Below are 16,964 nucleotides of genomic sequence, written 5' to 3' on the forward strand. Positions count from 1 at the left end.
CGACCCTCCCGCCGACTATCTCGCCGCCCGCGCGACCGTCGCCGCACTGGAGACCTGGCTCCCCACCCACCTCACCCCGGATCTGCTTGCCCCGGAGAGGGAAGGACGCACCCCGTGACCCCGCCCATGGACGAGCCCATCGACGCCCGGCTCATCGGCGCCAACCCGGATCAGCTCCTCGCCATCGCCCACGCCATGCGCAACGGAACCCCGCTCACCATCCCGCGCCTGCGCGCCCCCTATAAGGGACGCAAGCAACCTGCGCCGGGCGAGGCGTGGGAACACCTGCTGCGCTTCCAGATCACCGGTATCAGCAACCAGGATGGCGGGCGCTCCCCTTCCCCGGCGTCCTCGACCACACCGACAGACACCGCGCCACCAGCCACCACGCATCGCCGCGAACTGCACCGCCAGACCTGGCATCCCCTCCGTCCCGGAGACGTCGTCCTGGTCCAGCCCGACCACACCGGATACGGCGCCACCTACGCCGCCGTCGAGTCCCCCGCCGGACCCGACCGGCGCGACGGCAGCGCCCGCCTCATCCTGCTCACCGCCGCCACCCACGACGATGATGCAGGCGGCATCACCCCCGACATTGAGCCGATCGACCTCGACACCCTCACCGGACAGACCCCACCCGTCGCCGCCCGCACCAGCACACTCTTCGACCTGTGGTTCGACCGGCAGATCGGACCCCGGCGACTCACCATCGTCCGCGCCGGCCGCGTCGTCCACGACGGACCAGGCCGCCACCCGTAGCCTGCGACCACGCCAAGGCGAGCGTCACGGGGCGGTCATGCGCAGCAAATGATGCCGCGTCTGCCGGGCATCACCCAACGCGCGGTGCCCGCCGCCGTTGGGCAGCCACCGGCGGGACCGGGCGTGATCCGAGCGTGGCACCATCACGTCCGCCCACAGGCGCGGATCGGCCAGCCGGGTCCGGCGGATGCTGTACCGCTCACAGTCCCTCGCGACCACGGACCGGTCATAGTCGGCGTGGTAGGCCAGGATCGTGCGCCCCTTCGTGACGCGCAGGACACGCTTGTAGACGGCCGGCCACGTCGGGACGCCCGGGGCGGTGACTTCCTCGTCGGTGATGCCGTGAACCGCGTAGGCGCCGGGTTGAATCGGGACGCCCGGGTTCACCAACGTGTTCAACAGCGTCTTGCCGGTGCTGGCGTCGATCACCGCGATCTCACACACCGCGCCGTACAGGTCGGTCGTCTCGGTGTCGAGGATGACCGCCCGGCCCGGTTCGAGCATCGCGCGAGCGAACCGGATTGCCGCACCCGCCGCAGAGTGTAACCGGATGCATCGCCGATGCCGCCGCACCGCCGGATTGGCAGCGATGGCGGCCACCACGTCCCCCTTGGTGGGGCCGCCCTCGATGCGCTCCCAGTCGATCTCCCACACATCCGGGCCGGGCACCCACCAGCCCCACATCTCGATCCCATGCTGGGCGCCGAAGTCCCGCAGGAACGCGCGGATCACGTCCGCCCGGGTCGCCGCGCGTCCGCCCACCAGATCCAGCAGCGGCGACCGCTCCCCTTTCGGCGTCTCGCGCACCTCCGACCAGTTGATATCGGGCCGCTCCAGCAGGGTGTCCACATCTCCGGCCCGATACAGCGGAACGTCGACCGTCCGGTACCGGCCCACGACTTTCTCGTGGACCTTCGTTGGGGTCAGCCATCCCGCTTCCACCGCGATGTCCACGTGCCGCCGCATCACATCCAGGCGCTCGGCGACCTGGTCGGCCGTCAGCAGCCGGTCCGCCTCGACCTGCGCGCACAACACCGCATCCGCCGCCAGCGCGTCGAGGTCCGCACGGGCGATACGGCCGAGCCGGCCGCGCGGAATCTTCCGCTCGGCCGTGACCCGCTCGACGTCCTCGCGCCGCCACCCCAGCCGCTCGCACGCCTCGTCCACCGACACTGACGACGCCATCCACGCCTCACGCGCGGTGATGACCTCCTGCACCTGGTCGACGGTCAGCGCGTCCAGCTCAGCCGGCGCGAACAAATCATGCCTCCGGCCCTTCCGATCCACGAACACCTCAACTACCGCCAGGTACCCGCCCTCCGCTAGGGCCTCAACGTCACTCCCCCGCACATCCAGCCCAAGCCGCGACCGGACCCGCTCCGCCGCCCGCGCCGCGCCAATCGGATGCTCGGCACCGAACCGCTCCACAATCTCCGGCACCAGCGCGCGGATCTCCTCCACCTGCTCCGGCAACCATCCACGGTCGTGACCCCGCAGCGGCAGCATCCCCACCGACTCGGCGCGCTCTACCTGCCACCGCCGCAAGCCGACCGTCTCCGCCAACACCAGCGGACCGTAGACGCTGCGCGAGACACCGGCGGTCATCCCAGCGCTCCCCCTCTCCTCACCCGGCAAACTCGCCCGATCAACGAACGCGGTGATCCTCCCAGCCGAGGCCGACACGACAGCAGGGGGCGGAGACCCATTCCTCTTCATGCTCACCCAGAAGACTGACCGGAACGGAATGGGGAGATGTCGTAGTGAGCAACCGCGAGAAGCGGTTGACCCGTCAAAGCGATGTCGAGCTCCTGTCTGGCTGGTCATACACCGGTGTCGAGCACGCAGCCGTCCGCAACGAGATCTACGACGGATTCCCGGCGATCGCCGAGGAGCTGGCTCGGATCGCGCCAACCACGACGGCGACAATGCTCGACATCCCTGCCGGGCCGCTGCTGCCGTAGCCGGGCCGGCGTACAGAAACCGGGGAGAGGGGAGCGTCTGACGCGCTCCCCTCTCCCCGGTTAACCCTCAGCCGTCGCGTACCTACCCCGCGGCGGCTTCCTGCTCCCCCAAGCCCCCGCCGGATGGGAGTGGCGCAACCGTAGGAGACGCCATCTCCACCGCCGGCTTCGCTGTATCGGCAGCGGGCTCCACTGTGGTCTGCTCCTGCTTCGCCGCCGACTTCGTGCGGGTCCGCTTGGGTATCGGCGCTACCTTGCGCAGCCTCGCGTACTCGCTGTCATCCGCGATGTCCAGCAGTTCCCGGATGCGCGCCGTGGTCTCGCCGAGCTGGTGTAGCTCCGCCATCGCCTGAGCCATCCGCTGCTCCGATGCGGTGACCGTGGACAGCGCCTCGTCTCGGATAAGACGAGCCTCCATGAAGGCCACCATCAGATCCTCGATCTTGCGTTCGCGTTCCTGACGCTGTGCGTCCAGCTCCGCCTTCCGCTTGCGAGCCAGCTCCCGCGCCTTCACCTGTGCAGAGGTTCGTCGTGTCCCCATACCACCGCACCCTAACGGTCGCGTTGATGAGGAAACTCCCCAACTCCTAACGGTTGCGCTCGCCACGCTCGCGCCCGGATGCGGAAGAACACGCTTGGAACAACCTGGCGGGCAGCAACACCACAATCTAGCTCACGGCCCGAGATCGCCGGTGAGCCTGGCGGCAGCACTCTCCCCTGGCTATCCATGCTCGCCGGCGGCGCGCCCCACGTCGCGCCCTCGCTCGCTTGCCGCTCGCTCGGCGCTCTCCCGGGCCCGCGCCGCCACTATCCGCCGAACCCCCTCCTCGGCGCGCCCCCAGCTCCGCCACACCTCTGGCACTATGCAGTGTGCGGAAGTAAAGGCCTGGCGGGGGCCGGGTACGATCGCCTCCGGAGAGGGGGTGATCGGGTCCGTGATGACGTTGCACGTCCTGCACGCAGGGGACGGCTACACGTACCTCACGCGGCAGGTGGCGACCGGCGACGTGCAGCGCCAGGGCAAGGCCGAGGCGGACCCGATGACTGCCTACTACACCCAAGCCGGTGCGCCCCCAGGCCAGTGGGTCGGCTCCGGATGTGCCGAGTTAGGTGTCTCCGGCGAGGTGTCCGAAGCCCAGATGCAGGCGCTCTTTGGGGAGGGTTTGCATCCCGAGGCGGACTCTCTGATCGCCGAGAAGATCGCCGAAGGTGTGTCGATCAAGGAGGCGATCAACGCCGTCCGACTCGGCCGCCGGTTCGCACAGTACGACAAACAGATCCCGCTCGCGGTCGAGCTGCGCGCCGCCTACGAGCGGTTCGAGCAGCGCGAGCAGCGCCGGCCCACGGTTGAGGAGCGGCGCGAGATCAAGGAGAACACGGCCGCCGCGCTGCTGAAGCTGAAGGACCCGCATCGGGTCTGGACGAAGCCGGAGATCCGTAAGTTCATCGTCGACGAGCTGGGCAAGGCGCGTCAGCCAGTCGCGGGGTTCGACTGCGTGTTCACTCCGCCCAAGTCGGCCAGCCTGATGTGGGCATTCGGTGATCACGAGATCCGCACATTGGTCGAGCAGGCCCACGAAGAAGCATGGCGGGACGCCCTCAGCTACGGCGAGAAGGAAGGCGCCTACACCCGGGTTGGGGCCGGCGGAGTGGCCCAGGTCGACACCTCCGGGTTCGTGGCGACGGCCTTCCAACACCGCGATTCCCGCGCCGGAGACCCCAACCTGCACACCCACGTCGCCATCTCCAATCGGGTACTCGCCGCAGATGGGAAGTGGCGCACGCTGGACTCCCGGCAGATGCACCGCATCGCCGTCAGCATGAGCGAGCGGTACAACGCACGGTTCGAGGACAACATGGTGCGCCTGCTGGGAGTGCGGTGGATCGAGCGCAGCAAGGGCAGCGACAAGCGGCCCGTACGCGAGATCGACGGCATCCCCGAAAAGCTGATCAAGTGGTTCTCGCGTCGACGCGAGCAGGTTGAAAACGGCTACGACAAGCTCGTGCGGGACTACGTCCGCAAGCACGGCCGCACTCCCCCACGCAGTGTGCAGTACCGGCTCGCGCAGCAGGCTTGTCTGGACGATCGGCCCCACAAGGACGGGCCGAAGACGATGGCCGAGCAGGTCACCGAGTGGTTTCAGCGCGCCGCCCAGATCCTCCCTGGGGTCGACGTGCGCGCCCTGATGCAGGCGGCATCAGGGCGTGAACCGACCGGCCGCACGGCGGCCGAAGTGGACCTCGAGGCCCTGGCTGCTGTGGTCATCGACACCGTGTCCACGCACCGTGCGACGTGGACGATCTACCACGTTCGCCCTGAGGTTGAGCGGCAACTGCGGGGCGTGCAGTTCGCATCCACCGTCGAGCGGGACGCGCTCGTGGCGACCGTTGTGCAGCGCGCCCTCGGCGTAGAGTCCGTGATGCTGGACATCGAAGTGGACGCCGCACCACGACTGTTGCAGCGCGCCAACGGGGAATCGGTGTTCCGCCGGAGAGGCGCCGAGCGGTACACCTCGACCGCAGTCCTCGATGCCGAGGAACGGCTTGTGCGCGCCGCACGTACCCGGCGGGGTCCGACGGCCGCAACCGCCGTCATCGACGCGGCGATCGCCCGGCTGGAGCGCCGGACCTGGCGCGGCAAGAAGCACCTCAACAAGGGGCAGCGCGAGCTGGTCCATCACTTCGTCGGCTCCGGACTCGCCGTCGCGGTGGGAATCGGCCCGCCCGGAACGGGCAAAAGCACCGCCATGCGAGCAGTCCGCGCCGCGTGGGAGACCACCGGTGGACGTGTCATCGGGTTGGCTCCCTCGGCCGCAGCCGCCGCCGTACTCGGTGAGGAACTGGGTGTGCAGGCCGACACGATGCATCGCCTGTTGACCACCCACCGGCACGGCATCGACGTGGACGTGCGCGCCGGAGACATGCTCCTGGTCGACGAAGCGGGCATGGCCGGCACCCGCATGTTGGACGAGATCGTGACCCTCGCCGGGGAGCGAGGCGCGGTCGTGCGCCTCGTTGGAGACTACCGACAGCTCACCGCCGTGGAGGCCGGCGGCGCGCTCCGGTTGCTCCATCACGAGGCGGGCGGGGTCGAGCTGACCGAGGTCCGGCGGTTCCGTGACCCCGAGGAAGCAGACGCCCTACTGGCCTTCCGGGTCGGCGACACCGCCGCCGCGGACTGGTATGCGGACAACAACCGGCTGCGCTCCGGTGTCCGCTCCGCCGTCCTGGACCAGCTCTACGAGGACTGGCGAGCCGACCAGGACTCCGGCCGCACGAGCATCATGATCTCCGACAACAACGAGACCGTGCGTCAGCTCTCGTTGCGCGCCCAAGCCGACAGGCGCGCCGCCGGCCTCGTCGAGGCCGAGGGCGTCGAGCTGCACGATGGCACCACCGCCAGCACCGGCGACATCATCGTCACACGCAAGAACAAACGCCGGCTGATCGTGTTCCGCGCGCTCGACTACGTGAAGAACGGCGACCTGTGGACGGTCGAACGCCGTCACAACGACGGCCGCCTCCTGCTCCGCCACCTCACCCACGGCGGGCGCATCACCTTGCCCGCAGACTACGTGCGCCAGCACGTCGAGCTGGGCTACGCGTCGACGATCCACCGAAGCCAGGGCCTCACCGTCGACATCACCCGCGCTCACCTGTCCCCCTCGACGACCCGCGAGGCCGGCCTCGTGGCGCTGTCCCGAGGCATTGAGGCCAACTACGGCTACCTGGAGACCGACCAGGTCATCGGTGCCGACGAGCCCGAAACGCTGCCGGGTGACCTGTTCTATCGGGAACGCAATCGCACCCTTGCCCGCGACATGCTCGCGGCGATCATCCGCCACGAAGGGGCCGAAGCCAGCGCCACCGAGGAGATGCGCGCCGCGCAGGAAGCGCCCTACCAGCTCGACAACGCCGTCCCCCAATACATCTATGGCCTGCACCTGCACAGCGGCGACCAGGCCGAGGAACAGGCCGAGCAGTGGGTCCGCGCCGGGATGCCGGAGCAGGCCGAGGAGATCCTGTCCGACGAAGCATGGCCCGCGCTGGCCGCTGTCCTGCACGAGGTCGCCGAGGCCGGAACCGACCCGGCCGCCCTGCTGGCCGAGGCGGCCGAGGAGCGAGAGCTGGACACCGCCGAGAGTATCGCCCAGGTGATGCACTACCGCGTCACGGGCGTGTTGGAGGACATCGAGTACACCGACACGACTGCACCGAGCCGTCCGGCCGACCTGCCAGGGTGGGTTGCCAGCCCGCCGAGCGAGACACCGTTTCCGGAGTACCAGCAACTGCCGGAGTACGTGCGCGAAGTCGCTATGCGCCCGGAACCGGACCCCCAGCACGCCCCCTACGGTGGGCCGGGACCGCGCCAACTCCTGCTGCCGCTCAACACCAGCGAGCCGACGGAGACGGCCGCGCCGACGCCCGCCGAGCTGGCCCTGTTCGACCTCGACCCGCCGACCGTGAACACTGCGGAGTACGTCGAAACCGCGCTGGAGCCGGCCGAGCTGGGCGGCCCGGACCCGAGCCAACTGCTCCTAGTCTCCGTCGACGAGCAGCCCACCGAGGACACCGGTCCGGCGGCCGTCGACCCCGCTCAGCTCGCGTTGTTCAGCGCCACCGAACCCCGCCGACAGACCGATCTCATGGACCTGGCCGACTGGCTCGGCCGCCAGGCCGAGCGCATCGCCGGCCGCGTCCGCACCCTCGGCCAACGCGCCGCCGACCGGCTCCCGGCATGGACGCGCGAGCTGGGACCGGCGCCCGACGACCCGCTGGACCGCGCCGACTGGCTGGCCTCAGCGGGACAGGTGGCCGCCTACCGCGAGCACTGGCACATCCCCGACAGCGACCCGGCCCTGTTGGGGCCGGCCAACGTGCGCGGCACCCAACGCCGTGCCCGGCAATGGGTCCTGCGCTATCTCGGCCGCCGTCCCGAGCGTGAACCCGCCCTCGTCGGCGGCCCCCGCACGCGGACCCCACACCGGGCGAACGCCGCTCGCCCGGCCGACTTCGCGACGCAGATCAGGGTCAGCTGTAACCAGTGGCTCCACCACGAGGCGCAGCAGTGGGTCCGCGCCGGACTGCCCCAGCACGCCGAAACGATCCTCGCCGACCCGGCATGGCCCGCCCTCGCCGCCCGGCTTCACACCGTTGAAGCCGCCGGCCTCGACCCCGCCGCGGTGCTCCCCGAACAAGCCGCCGCCCGCGAACTCGACACCGCCGAGAGCATCGCCCAGGTCCTGCACTACCGGGTGGGAACGGTGCTCCCCAACACCCCGCAGGCCCGCGCGACACAGCCGGCATCAGCGCCGCTGACCCCCGAAGCCCGCGCCATTCGCGACCGCCTGGCCGACGCAGGACGAACGCGGCGCGAGCAGAAACACGCCGTCGCGCCGCCGATCACGAGCAACCAGGCCGAGCCGCCGGCAGCCAGCCCGGCCGAGGCCACCGCAGCACCGCCTCCCGCCGGACCCGACCCGACCGCACCGGACTTCTGGCAGCAGGTCGCCGACGCCAGCGAGACCTACCTCCAACAGGTCGAGCAGCTCGACACCAGCGAGCCCGAAGACGGTCCCGCACCCGAGGAACCGGCCGCACCGGTCGAGCCGACGCCCGCCGAGCCGGAGACCCCGAGCCAGCCGGCAACAGTGGCCGAACGCCTCGCCGCGATCCGCCGCACGCTCTCCGGCCCGGACGAGGAACCGCAGCCTCAGCCCGAAGCGATCGACCCTGACATCGAACTCAGCGAGCTTGAAGTGGACCAGGACGTCGACCTCGAGCCGGCCGCCATCATGGGCGAGGCCGAGATCGAACTGGACGACATCGAACCGCACCCCGACGTAATGGGCGCCGACGAGAATGAGACGGACCAGGACCAGAGGCGGCAGCAGGTCGCCGACGAGGAATACCGGCGAGCCTACGAGCACGGCAGGGACGAAGGGATCGAGCGTGACTAACCGTCAGCACCTACGGCGGCTCACCATCGCTGGCCTCGCACTCGTGGCCACCGCCTGCACGGGCCAGTCGGCCGGCTCCGGCCCCACCGCCACCACGACACAGCCCAGCTTCCACCGGACCACACCTGCGGACATGACGAGTGGCACGTCCACGGCAACCGCGCCGCCGGCCACCCACTACACCGACCCCATCGCGGCAGCCAAGGAATGGCTCGTGGCCTACCGATCGGTGAGCTGGACCGACCCCCGTCCGAGCGCATGGATCGACCGCATCCGCCCCGTGATCACCGACCGACTTGCCGGTGAGTACGACCAGTACCGGGACGGCAACGGCGGAGCCGACTGGCGCACCTTCGTGGAACGGCACTGCACCAGCAAGGTTGAGAATGTCAACGGCACGCGCCCAGCCGAGAATCCCGGTACCGACACCGCCGCACCTGTCCTGGTCTCCGGCGCGGTCAAGACCACCTGCGCCAACGGCGAACCACCCACGCCATCCGAGAAGGTCGCCGCCACCGTCAACGTCCTCCGCGGCCCCGATGGGGGATGGCGCGTCGACCAGCAGGTCTACTGAAGGAACGGGCACTTACCGGCCGATGAAGCTGATGCGCGCTGCATCAGACAGGGTGGTCGACGCACTCGGGAACGTCGTTGCGGGAAGGACACTCAACCTCATGTCGAGTTACAGCGTGGGCGACCAGGTGATTGCTGCCCGAGGCATCGGCGGCGTCCTCCGTCCGACCGTGCCCGAGGGCAGCCCCGGCGTGGTGGTGAAGGCTGGTTTGTTCAGCGCCACTACCGTGCGTTTCTCCATCCCTGGTCTGCTGGGCTTGCGGGAGGTCGAAACCACCGTAGAGGACTACGAGATCACGAGGGCCTAGCCTCGTGAAGGAGCCCCGCCCCAACGCTGGGCGACGTGACGGGGCTCCAATCAGGGGTTCGATTGGTCATGCGCGCGGCGGTGTTCGTTCCGCGGTCCGATCGGACACGGACACGATTCGCGTCCGGTGGGTGGACCAGGTAGATAGCCCCTACCCGGTCCCCCGCCCTACCGGCAGCCGTCCAGCTCGCCGGACGGCGGACGGAGTGTGGCCGGCGAGGCCAGCACCGCCGACCAGCGGGCCAAGCGAAGTAAGGGCGGCCGGTGATGCATAGTGCATCACACAACCCCTGGCCGCAGTGCACCCACGAATTCCCCGGCGTAGTTCGAGGACGGGTCCCAGATATTGTCGCGCACCATGACCTTGGTGCCGCTCTTCTGCGCCTCGACGACCTTCCCGCCACCCAGGTATATACCGACGTGGTGGACGTTGCTGGTCGAGCGTTCCCGGCCGCCGAGCATGAGCAGGTCGCCGGGCTGAAGTTTAGCTCGGTCGGTGATCGCGGGCTGGAACTGGTTCCACATCAGTTGCGTGTTGTGGGGCAGCATGACGCCGATTTGGGAATAGGCATACAGCGCGAGGCCACTACAGTCGAACCCGATCTTGTTGTAGTCGCCGAAGGAGTCCGCTACGCCGCCGTCCCGGATGCCCTTGGTGGGACCATTCGCGTTGCCGCCGCCCCAGGCGTAGTCCACGCCGACCTGTGACAGGGCGGCCTTGACCACCGTGGCCGCCTTCGGGTTGTCAGGCAAGGTGATCCCTGGCGGGAGTCCGGCCGCACCGCTGCTGGTGCAGCGGATGCCCTCGACCGCGCCGACGACCTCCATCGCCTTCTGCTCCCATTTTGCGTACGCGCTGGGGAACGCGGAGCGCTGCACCTTCTGCGCAGCCACCGTGAGGGGCAGCGACTCCCAGTTGGGCACCTTGATCAGGGCTCGATAGAACAGCTTCGCTGACTCGCGCGGATTCATGCGCACCGCGAGCGGACCCCAACTGTCACGCTGCTGGAACAGGCCGCGCGAGTCCGGGCCGGCCGCGTCACCGTAACCGATGTTCCGTAGCGTCGATTCCTGCATCGCCGTCGCGACGGCGATCACCCAAGCTCGTTGCGGCAGGCCCATTTCCTTGCCTGCTGCCACGATCTCGGACGCGTTTTTCAACTGCTCCCCGGCCATCCCGGCCACGGTGCCGGTGGCTCCGTCGCCCTCGGTCGTGCAGACCATGCCACGCCGGCCGGCGGCCTCGGCCTGGTCGTCGGAGACGATCGCGACGATGAACAGGCCGAGCAGGGAAAACACCAGCGTGATCGGGGCGATCGTGGTGAACAGCCACACCTTCACTGCACGCACGAGCTGTCTCCCTCACTCCAGCTCGCGCGACGGGGCGTGCTGGTGCTCAGCGGCGTGGTAGCCGGCCGCGTACGCCTCGACCGCCGCCTCATGAGCGGCCTCGTATGCGACCGCCGAGGCGACCTCGGCCGCCACCGCGGCCTCGTGTCCCGCCTCGTGAACGGCCACGGTCGCCACCGGCACCGCGAGCGGCACGACGTCGACCTCGTGCTGCATGACCACGTGCGTGCTGCGGTTCTGCGCGGCGCGAACCTGCGCTGACAGCGCCGCCATGCGCCGCCGCAGGTCTGCCAACTGTGCGGGTGTCCACTCCCCCATCAGCTACCGCTCCCCCTGCTCAGCAGCGCCGACTGTGCCGCGTCCACCGCGGCCTCGAAGGCCTTCTGCCCGGCCGCGCTGTGCGCCCACTCCTCATAGGTGGTGTCCTGGCCGTCATGCCGCCCGGGGCAGGTTGGCGCACCCCACGTCGGTGTGCTCATGCGCTCGCGGAACCGCCACAGCTGTTCGTGCCAGACGACCACCGCGTCATGCCGCGCTTCGGCGTCGGTCCACGCCCCAGCCCAGTCCACCCGCAGCCCCGCTAGCTCCTCAAAGATCAGCGGGTGCGCCGCCCAACACGGCGGGATCACGCTGGCCAGCCGGTAGGTGCGCACCAGCCACGCCACCCATTCGCCGAGCCGTTCCATGCGCTCCGCGATGAGCGCCTCCGCCTTCGCCTTGGCCTCGTCGGTCTTCGCGCTATACAGCTCGAACCGGTAGACCCGCTGATGCTCCCGCCGTGTCTGCTGCCGTTCCCGGACAGACTTCTCCACCGTCTCCACACGCCCAGCGAGCTCCCCCACGGTGTCCACCAGGGCGGAGATGGTGTCGAGGGTCTCGTCAACCCGCTTGACCAGCGGAGCCTGTCCGTCGCCGGGCGTGAGCGCGTGCTCGACTTGGTCGAGTCGGTCTCCCAGCTCCGCAACCGCCTCCCGCAGCTTGCCGTCCACACCGGACCCCGCATCGGCGGTGATTCCGGCGGAATCACCCGTCTCTTCGGCCGCTACTGCTTGCTCGGCAGCGGGTTCCGCTGATGCCTGTTGCATCACCGGATGCGACTCAGTGGACTCGCTGGGGTTGCTCATAGCACGCTCCGTCCTGCACGGACCGCCTCGTAGTAGGCGCGCTCTGCATCCGTGGTGGCCTTCGAGTCGTCACGGCGGAAGTAGGGCGTCAGCTCCGTTTCGACCGGGCGCAGGCCACCACCGGCGATCACGAGGGCGTGCCACGGGGATAACGCCCGCACCCGCGCCGGGGTCAGGCCCGGCAGTGTCCGCACGCTGGTCTGCGTGGAGACGCCGCCCTGGCCGCGGCTCTGGCTCCGGGTCTCGACGTCGTACTCGTCGACGTAGCTGGCGATCTCGCGGAGCTGGTCGGCGTCCGCGATGCCGGGCAGGATCAGGCGCATCGTGGCCCCGCCCCACATGCTCGCCTCGTCGTCGTCGCCCCAGACCTTCCGTGCCTGCGCGCGTTCCTGCACGATCATCGTGGTGGGGATGCCCTGACCCCCACCGGCTGAGATCAGGTACGGCATCGACCGCAAGGTGGCGGTGTTCGGGGCCTCGTCGGCCAACAGGCGCAGCGGCGGATCGAGCCGGGCGTTGGCCTGCTTGCCGGACTTGTCCTTAGCGGCCTCCAGGATCTCGGCCATCAGCGCGGCGAGCAGGCCGGCCACCGACGTGCCGGCGTCGAGCTCGCTGAGCAGATACAGCGTGGCGTCCCCGGCCTCGACGAACTCCGCGGGCTCGAAATGGTCATGACGCGGCGTGCACGTGTCCAGCACCCGAGGGTCGTTGAACATCTTCGTCGCGGTCTCCACCGACATGTAGATGCCGGCCTGCTGTCGGTCCGGCGCGACCGACACCCGCCGCTGTTCCTGCGCCCACGAGTCCGGTGTCACCGAGGCATTCCGCAGGATCGCGTAGGGCTCCTCCGACGTCGGGTCGTAGATCCACTCCAACACCGTGCGGACGTCCTTGTGCCGCAGTGCCGCCGCGTGCAGCAGATTCCGCAGGACTGCCTCGCCCTTCGCGCGCCAGGTGTCGCCATCGGTGACCCGGCTCATGTCCACCCCGACGATCAGTTGCTCCGCGCGGCGCATCGCCACCACTGGGTTCTCACAGCCCCGCACTGGGTCCCACCGCAGCAACGGCAGACCCGGCGAGCGACGCAGCGGGTCGAACAGCCGCACGGGGCCACGATCGGCCCTGGCCTGCCAGGTCGCGGCCATCACGTCCGGGCGCGCGCTTGGTGCAAGCAGCGGGCCGTCGTGATCCAACGCCGTCGGGATCACCACGCAGGACGTTTTGCCCGACTCCGATGGGCCGACCACGTAGGTCGACTGCCGCACTGACGACCAGGTGTCCACCCCCGTCGTGACGTCCCGGCCGAGGTACATCCCGAGCTGGGTCGGTGTCGGACGGGGCGTCGTGGCCACCAGCCCCGGCCGTAGCCGGGGTGCCTGCCGCAGCAGCGCGGCCGTCCCGAGCCGGGCGGCGACCTCGTCGCCGGAGGCGAAGCCCGGCCGCGAGCGTGCCCGCAACCGGCGCCGCACCACCCACACCGCCAGCGTCAGCAGCAGGGTGAGCAGCAGCGTGAACACCAGCCAGTACGCCACCGGCCCTGGCCGGTCCGCACCGAGGCCGGGCCAGTCACGCAGCGGATCACCAGCGTGGACGTAGACGCCGAGGATCGGTGCCCACAAGGCCGTGGGGCTCACCCCGGACCAGGACGGCCAGCCCCGGCCGGTCACCACGGCCGCGAGCTGTCCCGCAACCACGGTGACCACCGTGAGGGCGACCACCACGGCGACGGCGAGCAGCCCGAGATCGTGCGAGCTGGGCACCCTCCCATGGACGGGCCGGTCCTCCACCGCGCTCATGACCCCACTCCCAGGGAGTCATCCATCAGCCGCTCCCACTCGTCGTCGTCGATGTCATCCACGCCGTGGACGGCGCGCATCCGCGAATCCGTTTGCACGAGCGGGGTCTCCACACTGGACAACAGGTGCTGCACCACGAAGGTCCGGCCGCCCAGCCGCCACATGGCCGAGCCCTTCCTCAGGTACTTCAGGAGCTGGGTCTGGACGTCGGTCAGGCCGAACATCTCCCGCGTCAACGGAAGCGACGCTTCGGTCTGCCGGTAGGCGATCTTCACGCCGGTGTCCTCTAGCAAGCCCCGCGCCAGCCGCACGGCCTCACTGCCCTCCTGCCCCACCGCCTGCAAATCGCTCAGCCGGTGGAACGTGAGCAAATTGAATAGGCCATACATTCGTGCCAATTTCCATTGTTCTTGAAAGCGCTTCAACAGAGGCACATAACGCATGGCGAGCCATGCTTCGTCGTAGCCGACGATCCGGGTCGAAGCTCCTGGCCGCATCAGCTCCGCTTCCATCGCGGAGTGCGCGCACACCATCGCCATCACGGTCACGGCCTGGTCGCTGCGGACCGCCGAGAGGTTGACGATCGTCCCCGGCGCGGTCCAGTCGAGGTAGCGGGTGGTCTCGTCCTCCGCGTCGAACATGCCCTTGAGCGACCCGTGGACGAGGTTGTGCAGCGCCAGCCGCGCGTCCCGGCTCTCGTCGAGCAGTTGCACGGCGTCGACCCCTAAGTCCCGGAGCTGATCGCGCCAGCGGTCGACTGCGGTCATCTGCGCGAGCACGGCCGGTAGCGAGGCCGGCGCGAGCTGGTCGCGCGCCATCCCCGGTAACTCGCCAGTGGCAGTGTCCAGCGCCAGTTCGAGCGCGGTCCGTTCGGTCATCGTCAGCGGCCGGTCCAGCCGCACGTGGACCAGGCCCTCCAGCAGCGCCATCCGCCGTGTCTTCGTGGAAGCGCGCCACTCCTCGTCGGTCTGCTCCGGGTGACGTTGCACGGCCGCGAGCGGGTTGAGCTTCACGCCGAGGCCGGGGCCGAGCCTCAGGGGCTCCACCCCCAGCGCCTGGGCGACCGGGGTGTACTCGTCCTTGATGTCCACCCACGAGAACGGCACGCCGATTGCGGCGAACCGGGTCAGCAGCGACTTGTTCAGCGCCGACTTGCCCGAGCCGATCTCGCCGATGATCAACCCGTTCGGGCTGGTGATCACCCCGGCCTCGTACAGCTTCCACGGATCGAAGAGAAACGACGCGCGGCTGTAGAGGTCGATGCCGATGTAGACACCGGGCACCCCCAACCCAGGGTCCATGACCCACGGGTACCAGGTCCGCAGCACGGTCGACGAGACGGTGTGCGCCGGCAGACGCATGATGTGCGCCAACCGGCCTGAACCCCGCCCGAGTGCGCCCTTGCGATCCCGGCGTGGCCCGAACTGCTCCCGCTGCCAGCGCTGTTCGCGCTCGGCCTCCCGCTTCTGGCGGGTCTTCTCCGCACGCTCGGTGTCGGCCCGCTCAGCACGCCGACGCACCTCCTCCCGCCACGAGGGCCGTCCGCCTGGTGATGCCGCCGGCATCACCGGGGATGGCGATGACTCGGCGGGCGCGGACACCGGCCGGAGGGGACGGTCCACTGGTGAGGGTCGCTGGCTCATGAGCCGGTCACCCCCCTCATGGGGCTCAGCCCACGTGCCAGCGGCAGAGCTCCAGCCGCGAATGCCTGATCTTGCTCGCCGTAGAGCACCATGCTCGCGCAGCGAATCCGGGTGAGGCGGCGCCGCACGGCGGTGACGCTGCGCCGCAGCCTGTCCGCGTTCGGTGCGGTGATCGTGACGAACATCGAGTATCTGAAGTAGCCCGCACCGTCCGCGTATTCGTCATCCAAACGCCGGGCTGCGTCAAGCTCTTTCTGCGTCCTCGCGTCGACGAGAAAACCGTGGCGCTGCTTCACGTAGATGTTGCCGGCCGCCGCGAGCTGCTGGTTGCTGATCGACCGCTCGGCCATCTCCGGGGACAGCGGCTCCACCACCAGCGAGATCGACCGGCGCACGTCGCTCTGCTGGAGCAACGGGGCGAGCCAGTTCGCTTTGACCGGCCGGCGTGGCATTTCGTGAACCCACAGGGTCGAACTCACGGCCGAGTCGTGCAAGAACGTGTCCCACCGTCGTTCGGTCGCGCTCGGCCCGGCCGCCCGCGGGTCCAGCTCTCCTTGCTCGCTGGACTGCAAGTCGTACAGCGGCAGCGAGTCCGGGTCATATTGCGTGTGGATGACGCTCGCGTACTGGCCGGGTGGCAACCACCCCTTGACCGGGATGCGCGCCTCCGCGATCTGGCGTTCCAACTCCACCAGGCGCTCGACCACGATGACGCCGATCGCCTTGTCGTCACCTCCGGTGGCCTTGATGTCGGCCGCCAACCTCTTGAGGTCGAAGGCGACCACCCAGAACACTTCGTGTCGCTGCGCGGCGGGAGCTGCTTTCGCCACCAGCTCATACAGAGCCTTGCCAGGCAGACCGTCCCGGTCGGTGACGTTCTCCGCGTAGTACGACTGCGCGAGATTGGTGCTGTCCGGCATGGACCGGAACAGCAACTGCCACCGTGCAATCGCGGAATCGCGATCACACGTGCTTTCCATCACCGCCTCCCATTCGGCCAGACGGGCCTCCTGTTCCGCGGACTCCTCAAGAATGAACGGGGTGCCCTGTGTCAGCAGCGCCGCCGTCACCGTCTTGGCTTGGGTGTCAACGCACAGACCGATTCGGGATTGCCCGTCTGGTGCGACCGCCGAGATCATGCGGATGTTGGCCAGGTCCCCGGGCAGGTCCATACGGTGCTGTAAGGACGACGGCCCGAACACTGCCCCCCGGTACACGTGGTCACGCTTGACCCGCGACCACATCACCGCCAGCACCGGCCGGACCCACTCCGTGACGTAGCGGCCCCCGATCCGGCGGAACGCCAGGAAAACCAGCGTCACGCCCACGACGACCAGGACGACGAACGCCGGCAGGCTCTTGGTCTGCACACCCAGCCAGGCCAGCAGGATCGCAACGATGATCACGATGAGCTGCGTCAAACTGACCTTGCCCACCACACCCGAGGTCCGGCGCGGCGGGAACGTGTACTCGCGATCATTCATTCCAAGC

At 69.2% G+C, this 16,964-nt stretch carries 13 protein-coding genes; 5 read left to right on the forward strand and 8 right to left on the reverse strand.

Annotation, left to right across the window (positions count from 1 at the left end; genetic code table 11):
• The first annotated feature begins 114 nt into the window (after nucleotides 1–114).
• Entirely contained in the window at nucleotides 115–759 is a 645-nt protein-coding gene (locus tag IEY55_RS27895) for a hypothetical protein (RefSeq protein ID WP_189061554.1), read from the forward strand.
• 24 nt (nucleotides 760–783) lie between these two features.
• On the opposite strand, the gene IEY55_RS27900 is transcribed toward IEY55_RS27895, so the two are convergent.
• Nucleotides 784–2,364 (reverse strand): 3'-5' exonuclease, encoded by a 1,581-nt coding sequence (locus IEY55_RS27900; RefSeq protein WP_189061555.1) that lies wholly within the window; start codon nucleotides 2,362–2,364, stop codon nucleotides 784–786.
• Nucleotides 2,365–2,519: 155 nt separating this feature from the next.
• On the opposite strand from IEY55_RS27900, the gene IEY55_RS27905 reads away from it, so the two are divergent.
• Nucleotides 2,520–2,720 (forward strand): hypothetical protein, encoded by a 201-nt coding sequence (locus tag IEY55_RS27905; RefSeq protein ID WP_189061556.1) that lies wholly within the window; start codon nucleotides 2,520–2,522, stop codon nucleotides 2,718–2,720.
• Nucleotides 2,721–2,802: 82 nt separating this feature from the next.
• Here IEY55_RS27905 and IEY55_RS27910 read toward each other — a convergent pair whose 3' ends face one another.
• Nucleotides 2,803–3,261 carry a hypothetical protein gene (locus IEY55_RS27910; RefSeq protein WP_189061557.1) on the reverse strand — a complete coding sequence of 153 codons (459 nt, stop codon included), beginning with the start codon at nucleotides 3,259–3,261 and terminating at the stop codon, nucleotides 2,803–2,805.
• Between the two features lie 397 nt (nucleotides 3,262–3,658).
• On the opposite strand from IEY55_RS27910, the gene mobF reads away from it, so the two are divergent.
• The 3 genes from mobF to IEY55_RS27925 all read left to right on the forward strand — a co-directional run bounded on the left by mobF (nucleotide 3,659) and on the right by IEY55_RS27925 (nucleotide 9,561).
• Nucleotides 3,659–8,680, forward strand: a complete 5,022-nt coding sequence (gene mobF, locus IEY55_RS27915; RefSeq protein WP_189061558.1) for a MobF family relaxase — start codon at nucleotides 3,659–3,661, stop codon at nucleotides 8,678–8,680.
• Nucleotides 8,673–9,254 (forward strand): hypothetical protein, encoded by a 582-nt coding sequence (locus IEY55_RS27920; protein WP_189061559.1) that lies wholly within the window; start codon nucleotides 8,673–8,675, stop codon nucleotides 9,252–9,254. The genes mobF and IEY55_RS27920 overlap by 8 nt, the downstream gene beginning before the upstream one ends.
• Nucleotides 9,255–9,354: 100 nt before the next feature.
• Nucleotides 9,355–9,561 (forward strand): hypothetical protein, encoded by a 207-nt coding sequence (locus tag IEY55_RS27925; protein WP_189061560.1) that lies wholly within the window; start codon nucleotides 9,355–9,357, stop codon nucleotides 9,559–9,561.
• A 278-nt stretch (nucleotides 9,562–9,839) separates the two neighbouring features.
• On the opposite strand, the gene IEY55_RS27930 is transcribed toward IEY55_RS27925, so the two are convergent.
• The 6 genes from IEY55_RS27930 to IEY55_RS27955 form a co-directional block, all read right to left on the reverse strand.
• Nucleotides 9,840–10,901, reverse strand: a complete 1,062-nt coding sequence (locus IEY55_RS27930) for a C40 family peptidase (RefSeq protein WP_189061561.1) — start codon at nucleotides 10,899–10,901, stop codon at nucleotides 9,840–9,842.
• 21 nt (nucleotides 10,902–10,922) lie between these two features.
• Nucleotides 10,923–11,228 (reverse strand): hypothetical protein, encoded by a 306-nt coding sequence (locus tag IEY55_RS27935; protein WP_189061562.1) that lies wholly within the window; start codon nucleotides 11,226–11,228, stop codon nucleotides 10,923–10,925.
• Entirely contained in the window at nucleotides 11,228–12,034 is an 807-nt protein-coding gene (locus IEY55_RS27940; protein WP_189061563.1) for a hypothetical protein, read from the reverse strand. The genes IEY55_RS27935 and IEY55_RS27940 overlap by 1 nt, the downstream gene beginning before the upstream one ends.
• Nucleotides 12,031–13,830, reverse strand: coding sequence for a type IV secretory system conjugative DNA transfer family protein (locus tag IEY55_RS27945; RefSeq protein ID WP_189061564.1), 1,800 nt, complete (start codon nucleotides 13,828–13,830; stop codon nucleotides 12,031–12,033). Before IEY55_RS27945 ends, IEY55_RS27940 begins: the two co-directional genes overlap by 4 nt.
• Nucleotides 13,827–15,113: a putative type IV secretion/conjugal transfer ATPase gene (locus tag IEY55_RS27950; RefSeq protein WP_189061565.1), complete on the reverse strand. Its 1,287-nt coding sequence runs from the start codon at nucleotides 15,111–15,113 to the stop codon at nucleotides 13,827–13,829. The genes IEY55_RS27945 and IEY55_RS27950 overlap by 4 nt, the downstream gene beginning before the upstream one ends.
• A 356-nt stretch (nucleotides 15,114–15,469) precedes the next feature.
• On the reverse strand, nucleotides 15,470–16,957 hold the full coding sequence (locus tag IEY55_RS27955; RefSeq protein WP_373290073.1) for an SCO6880 family protein: 1,488 nt from the start codon (nucleotides 16,955–16,957) through the stop codon (nucleotides 15,470–15,472).
• Between the last annotated feature and the right edge of the window lie 7 nt (nucleotides 16,958–16,964).

It is taken from the genome of Longimycelium tulufanense (assembly GCF_014645795.1).
Taxonomy (GTDB): domain Bacteria; phylum Actinomycetota; class Actinomycetes; order Mycobacteriales; family Pseudonocardiaceae; genus Longimycelium; species Longimycelium tulufanense.